10 protein-coding genes are annotated in these 13,148 nt (G+C 74.1%); 3 read left to right on the plus strand and 7 right to left on the minus strand.

Annotation, left to right across the window (positions count from 1 at the left end; translation table 11 throughout):
- The first annotated feature begins 366 nt into the window (after window positions 1–366).
- Window positions 367–1,209 carry a fumarylacetoacetate hydrolase family protein gene (locus OG896_RS36665; protein WP_329372337.1) on the plus strand — a complete coding sequence of 281 codons (843 nt, stop codon included), beginning with the start codon at window positions 367–369 and terminating at the stop codon, window positions 1,207–1,209.
- A gap of 136 nt (window positions 1,210–1,345) precedes the next feature.
- On the plus strand, window positions 1,346–1,777 hold the full coding sequence (locus OG896_RS36670; RefSeq protein WP_329372339.1) for a GlcG/HbpS family heme-binding protein: 432 nt from the start codon (window positions 1,346–1,348) through the stop codon (window positions 1,775–1,777).
- A 140-nt stretch (window positions 1,778–1,917) separates the two neighbouring features.
- Here the strand turns inward: OG896_RS36670 and meaB are convergent, their stop codons facing one another.
- The 6 genes from meaB to OG896_RS36700 form a co-directional block, all read right to left on the minus strand.
- On the minus strand, window positions 1,918–2,928 hold the full coding sequence (meaB, locus tag OG896_RS36675; RefSeq protein ID WP_329372341.1) for a methylmalonyl Co-A mutase-associated GTPase MeaB: 1,011 nt from the start codon (window positions 2,926–2,928) through the stop codon (window positions 1,918–1,920).
- Between the two features lie 7 nt (window positions 2,929–2,935).
- Complete coding sequence (gene scpA, locus OG896_RS36680; RefSeq protein WP_329374513.1) at window positions 2,936–5,176, minus strand: methylmalonyl-CoA mutase; 2,241 nt, start codon at window positions 5,174–5,176, stop codon at window positions 2,936–2,938.
- Window positions 5,176–7,065, minus strand: a complete 1,890-nt coding sequence (locus tag OG896_RS36685) for a methylmalonyl-CoA mutase family protein (protein WP_329372343.1) — start codon at window positions 7,063–7,065, stop codon at window positions 5,176–5,178. Before OG896_RS36685 ends, scpA begins: the two co-directional genes overlap by 1 nt.
- Window positions 7,066–7,463: 398 nt before the next feature.
- Entirely contained in the window at window positions 7,464–8,324 is an 861-nt protein-coding gene (locus OG896_RS36690) for a M55 family metallopeptidase (protein WP_329372345.1), read from the minus strand.
- A gap of 213 nt (window positions 8,325–8,537) precedes the next feature.
- On the minus strand, window positions 8,538–9,206 hold the full coding sequence (locus tag OG896_RS36695) for a GntR family transcriptional regulator (RefSeq protein WP_329372347.1): 669 nt from the start codon (window positions 9,204–9,206) through the stop codon (window positions 8,538–8,540).
- 91 nt (window positions 9,207–9,297) lie between these two features.
- Complete coding sequence (locus OG896_RS36700; RefSeq protein WP_329372349.1) at window positions 9,298–10,248, minus strand: catechol 2,3-dioxygenase; 951 nt, start codon at window positions 10,246–10,248, stop codon at window positions 9,298–9,300.
- A 402-nt stretch (window positions 10,249–10,650) separates the two neighbouring features.
- Here OG896_RS36700 and OG896_RS36705 point away from each other — a divergent pair, with 402 nt between their 5' ends.
- Window positions 10,651–12,264: an MFS transporter gene (locus OG896_RS36705; protein ID WP_329372351.1), complete on the plus strand. Its 1,614-nt coding sequence runs from the start codon at window positions 10,651–10,653 to the stop codon at window positions 12,262–12,264.
- On the opposite strand, the gene OG896_RS36710 is transcribed toward OG896_RS36705, so the two are convergent.
- Window positions 12,261–13,127, minus strand: coding sequence for an alpha/beta hydrolase (locus tag OG896_RS36710; RefSeq protein ID WP_329372353.1), 867 nt, complete (start codon window positions 13,125–13,127; stop codon window positions 12,261–12,263). The two genes, OG896_RS36705 and OG896_RS36710, sit on opposite strands and share 4 nt — an antisense overlap.
- Window positions 13,128–13,148: the final 21 nt, after the last annotated feature.

Raw genomic sequence — 13,148 nt, forward strand, 5'->3', positions numbered from 1 at the left:
CCGGCGCGTTTGCGGCCGGGTGCGCCGGCGGCTCCGGCTCCGGCAACTGGGCGATTGGCCGCCGGCGGTCGGCGGTCGGCGGTCGGCGGTTGGCGGTCGGCGGCTCGGGGCGCGCGGGTGGTCCCGGGCCCTGCCCCGCCCGGTCGCCCCTCCGCCGGCCCGCCCGAACGCCCGAACGCCCGCTCGCACCGCTCCCTTTCCTCCCGCACGCCCCCTCATCCGCACCCACGGAAAGCACCCCAGATCCCCGTGAAAATAGCCTCCCGGCGGACGCCCCTCGGCGACCGGCTCTGCTTCCCCGACGTCGTTCCGGGTCAACTTGTCGATATCCAGGCCGCGTTCGTCCGTCGGCTGGAGACCGGCGGCGTGCATCGGGACGACGCCCTGGCCCGGGCCCGCCTCGCCGTCGCCGGCGACCTGCCCGCGCTGCTGCGGGCGGACCCTCAACTGACTTCCGTCCGTGAGGTGTTCGAGTGGGCGGTCGGCCATGCCGGCGGCGGCGATCTGGACGAGGACTGCCTGTGGTCCGACGAACCCGCCTGGCTCGGACCGCCGATCGGCCGGCCGCGGACCATCTGGTGCATGCTCGCCAACTACCCCCGCGAGCGGCCCGGCGCCGCCGGACCGGCACCGTCCGGTACGGCACCCGCGCCGGCCCGACGGAGCCCGCAGGGCTGCCTGAAGGCCGCCAGTGCGCTGGCCGGGCCGCACGACGACCTGCGGTACCCGGCGATCTGCGAGAAGGTCGACCCGGAGATGGAGCTGGGCGTCGTCATCGGTTCCCGCGCGCGCCACCTCACCCCCGAGAACGCGATGCGGGCGGTGGCCGGTTACGTCGGCTTCTGCGACGTCGGCTCGCGGGACGTCTCCGAGCGGGACGGCAACCGGATGGACCGCGGCAAGGGGTTCGACACGTTCGGGATCGCCGGCCCCTGGTTCGTCACCGCGGACGAGATCCCCGACCCGCACCGGCTGAGCATCCGCTCCTGGGTCAACGGCGAGCCGCGGCAGGACGGCAGCACCGCCGAGATGTTCCACTCCGTTCCCGACCAGCTGGCCTGGCTCACCGAGGCCCTCACCCTCGTGCCCGGTGACCTGCTCTCGACCGGAACGCCTCTGGGCCACCCCCTCGTCAAGCCCGGCGACGTGGTCCGCGGCGAGATCGAGGGGCTCGGCGTCATCGAGACCGCGGTCGTCGCCGACCGCTGAGGGCCGCCCGCCGCTGGCCCCGCCCCGCGGTGCACACCGCGCACGACCGTACGACCGCCCCTGACCATACGACCGCACCGGTCGCGATCGACGCGACGAACCCGTACCCGACGAACCCGTACAAGGAGTCACCGACATGGCATACCTGACCCTGGCCCAGGCATCCGAGATCGTGGATGCCGCACTCGGCCACGCACGCGAGCTGGGGCTGCGGCCGCTGACCATCACCGTGCTCGACCCGGGCGGCCACCCGCAGGTGGTCAAGCGGGAGGACGGCGCGGGCATCCTGCGCCCGCAGATCGCGCACGCCAAGGCGTGGGGCTGCCTCGGCACCGGCTCGGGCGGCGCCACGGGAGCGCGGCACGCGACGCGCGACCCCGCGTTCTTCGCCGCGCTCGCCGCGATCTCCGAGGGCCGCATCGCCTCCTCCCGGGGCGGGGTGCTGATCCGGGACGAGGACGGCGCGCTGCTCGGCTCGGTGGGCGTCAGCGGCGAGCGGCCGGAGAACGACGAGGCCGTCGCGGTCTTCGGCGTGCGGAAGGCCGGGCTGGTGGCCGACGCGGGCTGAGCGCGGCCCGCGCGGGCGGCCCGGACCGGCGGGAGGTCCCGGCCGCCGCCGTACCCTTCCGAGCCGAACCGCCGCTCGCCGTAAGCCTGTTGACTCCTCGCGCTGACGTGCTCCGCCTGGCGGGCGCCGGGTCGGGCGGGTCAGCGGTCGGGGGTGGGTGGCGGGGCCGGGGTGTGGCCGTCGAAGACGCTCAGCAGGCGTTCGGCGGCGGCCGCGGCCGTCATCGTGCCGGCCCGGACCTGCTCCTCGAGGCCGGGGGCCAGCGCCTGGACGCCCGGGTGGCCGTGCAGCCGGCCGAGCAGCTCGTCGTCGGCCATGGCCCACGCCCAGTCCACCTGCTGGTCGCGGCGCTTGGCCGCCAGCCGGCCGCCGGCCTCCAGCAGCGCGCGGTGCTGCTCCAGCCGCTCCCACACGGTGTCGAGCCCGGTGGACTCGCGGGCGCTGCAACTGAGCACCGGCGGCGTCCAGTTGGCGTCCGCGGGGTGCATCAGGCGCAGCGCGCCGGCCAGTTCGCGGGCGGCGCCGCGCGCGTCGCGCTCGTGCGGCCCGTCGGCCTTGTTGACCGCGATCACGTCGGCCAGCTCCAGCACGCCCTTCTTGATGCCCTGGAGCTGGTCGCCGGTGCGGGCGAGCGTGAGCAGCAGGAAGGAGTCCACCATCCTGGCCACGGCCGTCTCCGACTGGCCGACGCCGACGGTCTCCACCAGCACCACGTCGTATCCGGCGGCCTCCATCACCACCATGGACTCCCGGGTGGCCTTCGCGACGCCGCCCAGCGTGCCCGCGCTCGGCGACGGCCGCACGAACGCCGCCGGGTCCACCGCCAGCCGCTCCATCCGGGTCTTGTCGCCGAGGATGGAGCCGCCGGTCCGGGTCGAGGAGGGGTCCACCGCCAGCACCGCGACCCGGTGCCCGAGCGAGGTGAGCATCGTTCCGAACGCGTCGATGAAGGTGGACTTGCCCACGCCCGGCACCCCGCTGACGCCGATCCGCCGGGCCCCGCCGCTGTACGGCAGCAGCTCCGTCAGCAGCCGCTGCGCCAGCACCCGGTGCTCGGCGCGGGTGGACTCCACCAGCGTGATCGCCCGCGCGACGAACGCCCGCCGGCCGTCCAGCACGCCCTTCGCGTAACCCTCGACATCCCTGAGCATGCCGCGGCTACAACTCCCCGTGGCCCAAGGCCGCGCCGAGGCGGGCCACCAGATCGCGCGCCGCGTCGGGGATCACCGTGCCCGGCGGGAAGACCGCGGTGGCGCCCGCCTCGTGGAGCGCGGCGATGTCCTGCGGCGGGATGACGCCGCCCACCACGATCATGATGTCCTCCCGCCCCTCGGCGGCCAGTTCCTCCCGCAGCGCCGGCACCAGGGTGAGGTGCCCGGCGGCCAGCGAGGACACGCCGACGATGTGCACGTCGGCCTCCACCGCCTGCCGCGCCACCTCGGCGGGGGTCTGGAACAGCGGGCCGACGTCCACGTCGAAGCCGAGGTCGGCGAAGGCGGTGGCGATCACCTTCTGGCCGCGGTCGTGCCCGTCCTGCCCCATCTTGGCGACGAGGATGCGCGGGCGGCGCCCCTCCGCCTTCTCGAACCGCTCGACCAGGTCCCGGGTGCCCTGCACGGTGGGGGACTGGCCGGCCTCGTTGCGGTACACACCCGTGATGGTACGGATCTGGCCCGCGTGCCGCCCGTAGACCTGCTCCAGGGCGTCGGAGATCTCGCCGACCGTCGCCTTGGCGCGGGCCGCGTCCACCGCGAGCGCCAGCAGGTTGCCGTCGAGGTCGGCGCCCGGCGCGCGCCCGGCCGCCGCGGTCAGCGCGCGCAGCGCGTCCTGGCAGGCGGCCTCGTCGCGCTCCTCGCGCAGCCGCCGCAACTTGGCGACCTGCTGGGCGCGCACCGAGGAGTTGTCGACCGACCGGACGTCGATCTGCTCGTCGGTCTCCACCCGGTACTTGTTGACGCCGATGACCGGCTGCCGGCCGGAGTCGATCCGCGCCTGCGTGCGGGCCGCGGCCTCCTCCACCCGCAGCTTCGGGATGCCCGCGTCGATGGCCTGCGCCATGCCGCCGGCCGCCTCGACCTCCTGGATGTGCTGCCAGGCCCGCCCGGCCAGGTCGTGCGTGAGCCGCTCGACGTACGCGCTGCCGCCCCACGGGTCGATCACCCGGCAGGTGCCCGACTCCTGCTGGAGCAGCAGTTGGGTGTTGCGGGCGATCCGGGCGGAGAAGTCCGTCGGCAGGGCGAGCGCCTCGTCGAGCGCGTTGGTGTGCAGGGACTGGGTGTGGCCCTGGGTGGCGGCCATCGCCTCCACGCAGGTACGGGTGACGTTGTTGAAGACGTCCTGCGCGGTCAGCGACCAGCCGGAGGTCTGCGAATGGGTGCGCAGCGACAGCGACTTCGGGTTCTTCGGGTCGAACTGCCGCACCAGCCGGGCCCACAGCAGCCGGGCCGCGCGCAACTTCGCGATCTCCATGAAGAAGTTCATGCCGATCGCCCAGAAGAACGACAGCCGCGGCGCGAAGGCGTCCACGTCGAGCCCCGCGGCCTGGCCCGCCCGCAGGTACTCCACGCCGTCGGCCAGCGTGTAGGCCAGCTCCAGGTCGGCCGTCGCCCCGGCCTCCTGGATGTGGTAGCCGGAGATGGAGATGGAGTTGTAGCGCGGCATCTTCCGCGAGGTGTACGCGAAGATGTCGGAGATGATCCGCATCGACGGCCGGGGCGGGTAGATGTAGGTGTTGCGGACCATGAACTCCTTGAGGATGTCGTTCTGGATGGTGCCCGCCAGCTTCTCCGGCGGCACCCCCTGCTCCTCGGCGGCCACGATGTAGAGGGCGAGCACGGGCAGCACCGCGCCGTTCATCGTCATCGACACGGTCATCCGGTCCAGCGGGATGCCGTCGAAGAGCTGCCGCATGTCGTAGATCGAGTCGATCGCCACGCCCGCCATGCCGACGTCGCCGGTCACCCGCGGGTGGTCGCTGTCGTAGCCGCGGTGCGTGGGCAGGTCGAAGGCGACCGACAGGCCCTTCTGGCCGGCCGCGAGGTTGCGCCGGTAGAAGGCGTTGGACTCCTCGGCGGTGGAGAAGCCGGCGTACTGCCGGATCGTCCAGGGCTGGTTGACGTACATCGTCGGGTACGGGCCGCGCAGGTAGGGCGCGATGCCCGGGTAGGTGCCCAGCGAGGTCAGGCCCTCCAGGTCGGCGCCGGTGTAGAGCGGCTTGACCCCGATGCCCTCCGGGGTCTCCCACACCGGATCGGGGTCGCCGCCGCCGGCGGCCTCCTTCACCGCCGCACGCCACTGCTCCTCGGTGGCCTGCGCGGGGGCGCCCGGCCCCAGCGGGATCTGCGAGAAGTCCGGGATCTGTGAGAAGTCCGGTGCCTGCGAGAAGTCCGGGGTCTGCATCACGCCGCCACTCCCGCACGGTCGAGGACGGAGGTCAGGACCGCGACGGCGTCGCAGCCCAGGAAGAGGTGGGCGTCGGCGCCCGGGCCGGCGGCGGGCTTCCCCGCCAGGCCGATCCAGCGCGCCCCGGCCGAGCGGAGCGCCGCCAGCACCGGCTCGGCCTGCTCGGCGTAGAGCGCGTCGCTGGAGCACAGGCAGGCGAGTTCCGCGCCGCTGGCGGCGAACGCCGCGGCGACACTGCCGGCGTCGACGGTCACCGGGTCGTGCACCGGCTCGACGCCGCCGGCCTGGAACAGGTTCGCCGCGAAGGAGACCCGCCCGGTGTGCACCGACGGCGGTCCGAGCGCGGCCAGGAAGACCCTCGGGCGCTCCCCGGTGCTCGCCAGGTGGGCGTCGGAGCGGGCGCGCAGCTGTTCGTACGCCTCGTCGCGGCGGACCTGCGGAAGGGCGCGGGCACGGCCCTGCGGCAGGTCCTGCGACGGCGTGTCCGCCGCTCCGGGTGCGGCCTGGGCCGGGTCGGGCTCGCGCACCACGGGCCGCTCGGCCAGGTGCGGGAACTCGCTGACGCCGGTCACCGGTTCGCGGCGGGTGGCCAGCGCGCGTTTGCGGGCCTGCCAGGTGGCCGCGATGCGCTCGCCGGCGAGCCCTGAGGACAGCGCCTTCTCCTGGCCGCCGGCCGCCTCCAGCTCCTGGAAGAACTCCCAGGCGCTGTGGGCGAGTTCGTCGGTCAGCCGCTCCACGTACCAGGACCCGCCGGCGGGGTCGGCGACCCGGCCCAGGTGGGACTCCTCCAGCAGGATCGTGGAGGTGTTGCGGGCGATCCTGCGGGCGAACGCGTCGGGCAGGCCGAGCGCCTCGTCGAAGGGGAGCACGGTCACCGCGTCGGCGCCGCCCACCCCGGCGCCCAGGCAGGCGAGGGTGGTGCGCAGCATGTTCACGTACGGGTCGCGCCGGGTCATCATCACCGTCGAGGTGACGGCGTGCTGCCGCTGGCCGCCCGCCGCCAGGGCGCCGGCGACCTCCGTGACCCTGGCCCAGGTCCGGCGCGCCGCGCGCAGCTTGGCGATGGTGAGGAACTGGTCGGCGGTGGCCGCATACCGGAACTCCAGCTGCCCGCAGGCGGTGTCGGCGTCCAGCCCGGCGGCGGTGAGCGTACGCAGGTAGGCCACGCCGGTGGCGAGCGAGGCGCCCAGCTCCTGCGCGGCCGACGCTCCTGCCTCGTGGTACGGCAGCGCGTCCACGGTCAGGGCCCGCAGGTGCGGATACCGCTCGGCGGTCCGCGCGGCCAGCGCCACCGCGTCGTCGTACCCGGGGGCCGCGCCGGTCCGGGCGGCCAGGCCGAGCGGGTCCGCGCCGAGGTTGCCGCGGGCCTGGCCGGCGTCGACGCCCTCCCGCTCGAAGAGGCTCAGCAACTCCTCGGCGGCGGCGCCGGTTTCGGCGCCGGCCTCCAGCACGATCGGGGCCAGGTCGAGGTAGACGCCCGCCAGCGCCTGCCCGAGGCCGGTCACCGGCAGGCCCGCGCCGCCCACCGCCAGCCACACCGAGGTGACGCCGTTCTCCAGGTCGGCGAGCACCGCCTCGTTGGCCGCGGCGGCCTGCGGCGACCGGTGCCGCTGGCGTACGTCCCAGCCGCCGAGCGGCCGGCTGCCGCGCACATACGGTGCGAAGCCCGGCAGGCCGGGGTCGGGCGAGGTGTCGTCGGCGGTGTAGAGCGGGTGCACGGTGAGACCGCCGGCCAGCTCGGTCGACAGCGCCTGCTCGGCCTCCTCGCCGGAGACCTCGCGACCCGACTTGCGCAGTACACCTGCCACGAGCGCTTGCCACTGTTCGCGCGTGGCGTGCGGAAACACGTCGGGTTCTGAGACCCCGTCGTCCGGCAGAACTGTCATGGCACCGATGCTAGGGAAGCCACCGGCCCGATGTCTGCCTCGCGAGGTGAACAGCTACCGCCCCGTAGCGTGACATCGCCCACTTCCACGGGCCTGGCCGCCCGGCCTGACGTGCGGCTTCGCCGGGCACGGCGAGTGACGCCCGCGCGGCGGGGGACCGGCGGGGCCGCGGAGACTGGGGAAATGCCGGGCGGTTCCGTCCTGTGAGGTTCGGAACGGTTTAACGGCGCGGGGTGCCCGGGCGCCCCGTACGAGGGTGACCTCTCCCCGGCGTGGCGGCTGGGAGCGGACCGGCCGTCTGGCTCACCGGGACCCCCGCATCGACGGTCCTCGGGAGCATCGGGCACCGCGCACCGGGCGGACCGTTCCGTCGGGGCACCGGCGGTCCGCCGGCGGGGTCAGCAGTAGGGCGCCTGGTTGGTGAGGGCGGTCGCCACGCGCGTCCACACCCCGAAGAGCCGGTAGAGCTGGGGGAGCGGTCCGGAGACCCGGACCGTCCGGTCGTCGGCGGAGGTGACGCCCGGGATGCCGAGCAGCGTGGCGGCGACCGACGCGGACTGCCAGCGGACGGTGAGGGTGGACGGGGCGTGGCCGGCGGCGGGTTCGGCGGGTTCGGGGGCGGGTTCGGTGGTGGCGGCGCGCCGGGCGGTGAGGGTGGTGGCGACCGCGGTCTCGATGGCCAGGCGGGCCTCGGCGACCGGGGACAGCTCGGCGGCGAACCGTCCGGCCGCCCGCTTGACGGCGACACAGGTGACCGCGGGGTCCCACGCGGCCGTCTCGGCGCAGGCCGTGTCGTCGCCGGAGAGCATCACCACCGGGACGCCGAGTGCCGCCGCGGTGGCGTGCGCCAGCCCGATCTCGCCGACCGGCCGGTCGTCGAGCCACATGTCCTCGATCTCGTGGCCCATGAAGCTGTGGCTCATCACGCCCAGCGCGCCGGCGCGGGAGTGGTAGCCGACGCAGAGCGCCGCGTCGTGGCCCGCGTCGAGCCCTTCGAGCATGCCCATGGCCTTGGGCCGGCCGCGGACCAGGCGCGCGGCCGGGTGCAGCAGTTCGGGGAGCAGGTTGCGCATCGGCCCGTGCGCGTCGTTGACGGTGACCGCGGTGGCGCCGGCCGACAGGGCGCCGCGGACGGCCGCGTTGACGTCCTCGGTCATCATCACCCGGCCGCGTTCGTAGTCCCGGCCGCCGGGCTGCACGTCGTCGGCGTCGACGAGCCCGGTGACGCCTTCCATGTCGGCGCTGATGTAGATCCGCAAAGCTGCACACTCCCTGGTGGTCGATCACTTGCTCGGACGCAGGGAGGGTGTGCCGCGGTTCGGGCCGGTGGCGATCTTCGTGCGTCCGGCTGCGTGAGTCCGCCTGCGTGCGTCCGGCTTCGTGCGTCCGGCGGGGCCGGCGGGGTGCGTTACGCCTGTCCTCCCGTCCGCTCTCTCGCCCCTCCGGGTGCGGGTGCCGATACGCGTGCGGGGTCAGCGGGGCTTCTCCAGCGCGGGCAGCGCTTCGATGACGGAGCGCAGATGGGCCCGCATCGCCGCCTCGGCGGCGTCCGGGTCGGCCGCGCACACCGCGTCGATGACGGCGAGGTGCTGGGGCAGCGAGACCTGCGGGCGGCCCGGGTGCATGGCCAGCCGGAACTGGCGGCGGACGTTCTGCCCGTGCAGGCGCTCCAGCACCGCGCAGGCGGTGTGCTGGCCGCTCATGGCCAGCACGCGGGCGTGCAGCCGGCGGTTGAGGTCGGAGTAGCCGAGCACGTCGCCGGAGGTCACCGCCGCCTTCATCCGCGCGCCGAGGTCGCGCAGCGCCTCGCGGTCGTCGTCGGTGACGCGCTCCGCGGCCTTGGCCGCGCACAGGCCCTCCAGGGCCATCCGCACCTCGGTGATCTCGACGGCCTCGTCGAGCGACACGGCGCGGACCCGGGCACCGCGGTTCTGGATGCGCTCGACCAGCCCCTCGGTGGCCAGTTGGGCGAGCGCGTTGCGCACGCTCGCCCGGCTGGCGCCGAACTGCTCGGACAGCTCGGCCTCCACGAGGCGCTGGTTGGGGGCGAAGTCCCCGGCGGTGACGGCCTCGCGGATCGCGTCGGCGACCTTCGACCCGGCCGGGTCCGCCGCTGCGGCCGTCCTCGCGGTCACAGCCATGACCGGTCCCCCGTTCCTCACATTGGTGACAATATTGTTTCCCGTATCGTAGCGGGTCCGGGTGCCGCCGGCGGTCGAGTGCCCGCGGTTGCTACGGCTCCACCGGCGGGGTGCCGTGGGTGTGGAAGGACTCGATGGTCTTCAGCCCCCACGCCTGGCCCTTGGCCCGCTCCGCCTCGGTCCAGGTGATGGTCTTCCAGTCCGGCGCGAGCACCAGGCGGGCGACCGGGTTGCACAACTCCACCCGGTTGCCGCCGGGTTCGTAGACGTAGAGGAAGAACGTCTGCTGGATGGCGTGCTTGTGCGGGCCGGTCTCGATGAAGACGCCGTTGTCCAGGAAGATGTCCGCCGCGCGCAGGATGTCCTCGCGGGTGTCGGTGGCGAAGGCGATGTGGTGCAGCCGGCCGCGGCTGCCGGTCCGGTCGCGGGTGTAGACGACGTCGTAGGACTTGTTGGTGAAGGTCAGCCAGCGTCCGGCGATGATCCCGCTGTCGAGGCGGATCTGCTCGGTGGCGTGGGCGCCGAGCACGTCCTGCACGAACTCCGTGGCTCCTTCGACCTCGGCGGCGAGGAAGTTGACGTGGTCCAGCCGCCGCACCGACACCCCGCGGGCCGGGTACGCCTGGGCCTGGTTCTTCAGCGCGGGCGCCGACTCCGGGGGAGCCTGGTACCACTCGCTCTCCCAGTACACCTCCAGTTCGTGGCCGTCCGGGTCGCGGAAGACGTACGTCGGTCCGAGTCCGGGGTCGCCGTCGCGCCAGCCGATGCCGAGGCCGGCCGCCTCGATCGCCTTCACCCGGCGGTCGAGGGCTTCCGGTCCCGCGGCCCGCAGCCCGGTGCGGCGGATGCCGGAGGTGTGGTGGGCGGTGAGCTTCAGCGAGTGGTGCTCGTAGTCGTCCCAGGTGCGCAGGTAGACCGAGTCGCCCTCGGTGCCGTTCTCGGTCAGCCCCATCACCCGGGTGAAGAAGTCGAGGCTCTCCTCGGGCCGGGGGGTGAGCAGTTCGACGTGGGCGAGGTGGGCGATCTCGTGTGCGGGTGCCACGGTCGGGGTCCTTTGTTCGGGGGTGGGACGGGGTCCTGGCGGGGACGTCGCCTACGTCGCACGGGAGTCGGGGCGTCGCGGACGCGGAGGCGTTCAGCGGTGGCGCGGGGGAGGGCCGTGCCGCCGGAGAGTTTGCGTGCGGTGCGCACCCCTCGGGGCCGGCGCACACAGGTCGTGCACAGCTGCCTTCTCCACTCTTGGATCGTCGCCGCGGCCGGAGGATCGTTGCCAGGGGTCGGGACATCGCTGCCGCGCAGGGCGGGTTCGGCGCGACTCTAGGGGCGCCCCACAAAATCGTCAACAATCTCAGTCGCAACTCTTGCGCCAAAATCAGCGCGAGTTTACGGTCCGTTGACGCGGCGAACGCGCGGTCCGCCCCCACAGGAGTGAGTGAAGGACGCGATGACAACAGCGACAGGGCAACACGCCTCCGGTGACGCTGACGGCGACGCCGGCAGCGAGGGCGGCGGTGCCGGCACGGGCAGCGCACTGCGAACGGGAACGATCGTCGCGGCGCTCTTCGCCGTGTGCCTCGCCCAGATCGGCCTGGCCATGCCGGCCACCCTCAACGGCACCTTCCAGGAGGTCTTCGAGCCGAGCAGCTCCCAACTGACCTGGATCTCCGACTGCTCCCTGCTGCCGATCACGGTGCTCGAACTGACCTGCGGCGTGCTGGGCGACCTCTTCGGCCGCAAGCGGCTGCTGCTGGGCGGCGCCGCGATGCTCGCACTGGGCGAGGCGATATCGGCCGCCGCCCACGGCATCGGCGTGATGTGGACCGGCCAGATCATCGCGGGCATCGGCTGCGCGGCCCTGTTCCCCACCACGCTCGCCATGCTCGTGGCCGGCGAACGCACCCCCGCCCAGCGGGCGAAGATGATCGCGCTGTGGGCCGCGATCCTGTCCACCGGCAACTTCCTGGCCCCGCTGCTCGGCGGCATCACCGCCACCTACCTGCAATGGCGCTGGGCGTTCCTCATCGTCGTGGTGCTCGCGCTCGGCGACGCGGTGATCACCTACCTCGCCGCGCAGGACTCCCGCTCGCCCGCGGGCCGTTCACTCGACCCGCTCGGCCAGACCACGGTCGGACTCGGCCTGTGCGCGCTGCTGTTCGGCGTCATCCAGGGCGCCTCGGACGGCTGGGGCAGCGGCACGGTGGTCGGCGCGTTCGCGCTGTCCGCCGTGTGCCTCGCGGCGTTCGTCGTCGTCGAACTGCGGGTGCGCGACCCGCTGCTGCGCCTCGACCTGTTCCGCTCCCGCACCTTCGCGCTCGCCTCCGCCGTCACCGTGGTCGGCATGTTCGCCTTCCTCGGCACCGCCTACTCCATCAGCCTGCGGATGGGCCCGATCCAGGGCCAGAGCTCGATGCGCACCGCGGTGGCCTTCCTGCTGCTGAGCGGGCTGACCATCTTCCTGCTGCCGCTCACCCACCGGCTGATGGCCGTACTGGAGCCGCGCTGGGTGCTGGGCCTGGGCTTCCTGCTCATGGCGGTCGGCGACTTCCTCGCCGGACGGATGCCGATCACCGACAGCGCGCTGCCCTCCCTGATCGTGCCGATGGGCCTGGTCGGCGTCGGCTTCAGCTTCGCGGTCTCCGCGGTGACCGCGACCGCCGTCGAGACCGTGCCGCACGGCCTGGCCGGCATGGCCAGTGCCACCACCAGCATGCTGCGCGACTTCGGCTTCACCCTCGGCCCCGCGGTGATCGGCGCGGTGGCCACCGCGAACGCCGTCCACCACTTCAGCGGCTCGCTGGCCGCCTCCACGCTCGGCGCCGCCGACCAGGCCAAGGCCCACGGCATCCTCTCCTCGGGCGGCCCGGTCGCCGTGCTGCACGCCGACCCGCCGGCGTCCGGCCTCGCCTTCAAGGCACTCGGGCACGCCTACGCCCTCGGCTTCGAGGTCTGCGCCGTCGCCGCGCTGGCCTGCTGCCTGGTGACGGCGCTGCTGCTGCGCCCCGCGCGGCAACCGGACACCCCGCCGCTCGCCGCACCGGCGGCACCGGCGGCGCTCTAGCCGCGCGGGGACGTGTCGTCGGTTGCCCGGTCCGCGTGCTTCGCGCACCCCGCGGTCAGCCACCGCGCGGTCACCTCGATGGCCGCCGACTCGTGCGCGGGGGTGTGGAAGCCGTGGTCCGCGCCCGGCAGGGCGTGGAACTGCCAGCCGGGGAGCGTCTCGGCGACCTGCCGGGCGATGTCGTGGGAGACGTAGCTGTCCCGGTCGCCGTGGACCACCAGCGCGGGCGGGCCGCCGGCGGCGTACGACTCGATCGGGCGGTGGCACGCCATCTCCGCGAACAGCACCCGGCCCAGCGGGAAGCGGCCACCCAGCGGCAACTCCCCGGTCTCGGCGAGGCTCTTCATCGGCCCGGGGCCGAAGTTCGCCAGGCCCCACGGCAGTTCGGGTGCGAGGAAGGTCCGCCGCAGGTCGAGGACCGGGTTCCACAGCGCCAGCCGGGCCAGTCGCGGGCCCAGCCACGGCATCGACAACCCGGTGGCGACGGCACCGAAGCTCGCCGCCACCACGGCGGTCGGACCCCCGAACTCCCGTGCCGCGTAAGCCGCGACCGCCTCCAGGTCGAGCATCTCCCCGGCGATCGTGACCCCTTGGGGGCTGCCGCCGCTGGCGCCGTGCCCGCGGAAGCTGAACCGTACGGCGGTCAGCCCCTCGCCGGCCAGCCGCTCCGCCAGTCGGACGAACGCCCCGCCCTCGTCGAGGTCCGCGGAGATGCCGTGCACCAGCAGCACCGTGCCCCGGGCACCGGACCGGCCGGACCCGTCGGGCGCATCGGACCCGTCGGACGTGGGGCGGTGCACGGCGGTGTCCAGTTCGATCCCGTCCGGTGCGACCACCCGCACCCGCTCCACGTCGTCCGTCACGGAACTCCCCGCCTCCTGGGC

This window comes from Streptomyces sp. NBC_00669 (assembly GCF_036226785.1).
GTDB lineage: Bacteria > Actinomycetota > Actinomycetes > Streptomycetales > Streptomycetaceae > Actinacidiphila.

Coding starts and splice junctions, on each gene's coding strand:
- OG896_RS36670 (WP_329372339.1), top strand. CDS start 1,346: ATGGCATACCTGACCCTGGCCCAGGCATCCGAGATCGTGGATGCCGCA.
- meaB (WP_329372341.1), bottom strand. CDS start 2,928: ATGCTCAGGGATGTCGAGGGTTACGCGAAGGGCGTGCTGGACGGCCGG.
- scpA (WP_329374513.1), bottom strand. CDS start 5,176: ATGCAGACCCCGGACTTCTCGCAGGCACCGGACTTCTCACAGATCCCG.
- OG896_RS36685 (WP_329372343.1), bottom strand. CDS start 7,065: ATGACAGTTCTGCCGGACGACGGGGTCTCAGAACCCGACGTGTTTCCG.
- OG896_RS36695 (WP_329372347.1), bottom strand. CDS start 9,206: ATGGCTGTGACCGCGAGGACGGCCGCAGCGGCGGACCCGGCCGGGTCG.
- OG896_RS36705 (WP_329372351.1), top strand. CDS start 10,651: ATGACAACAGCGACAGGGCAACACGCCTCCGGTGACGCTGACGGCGAC.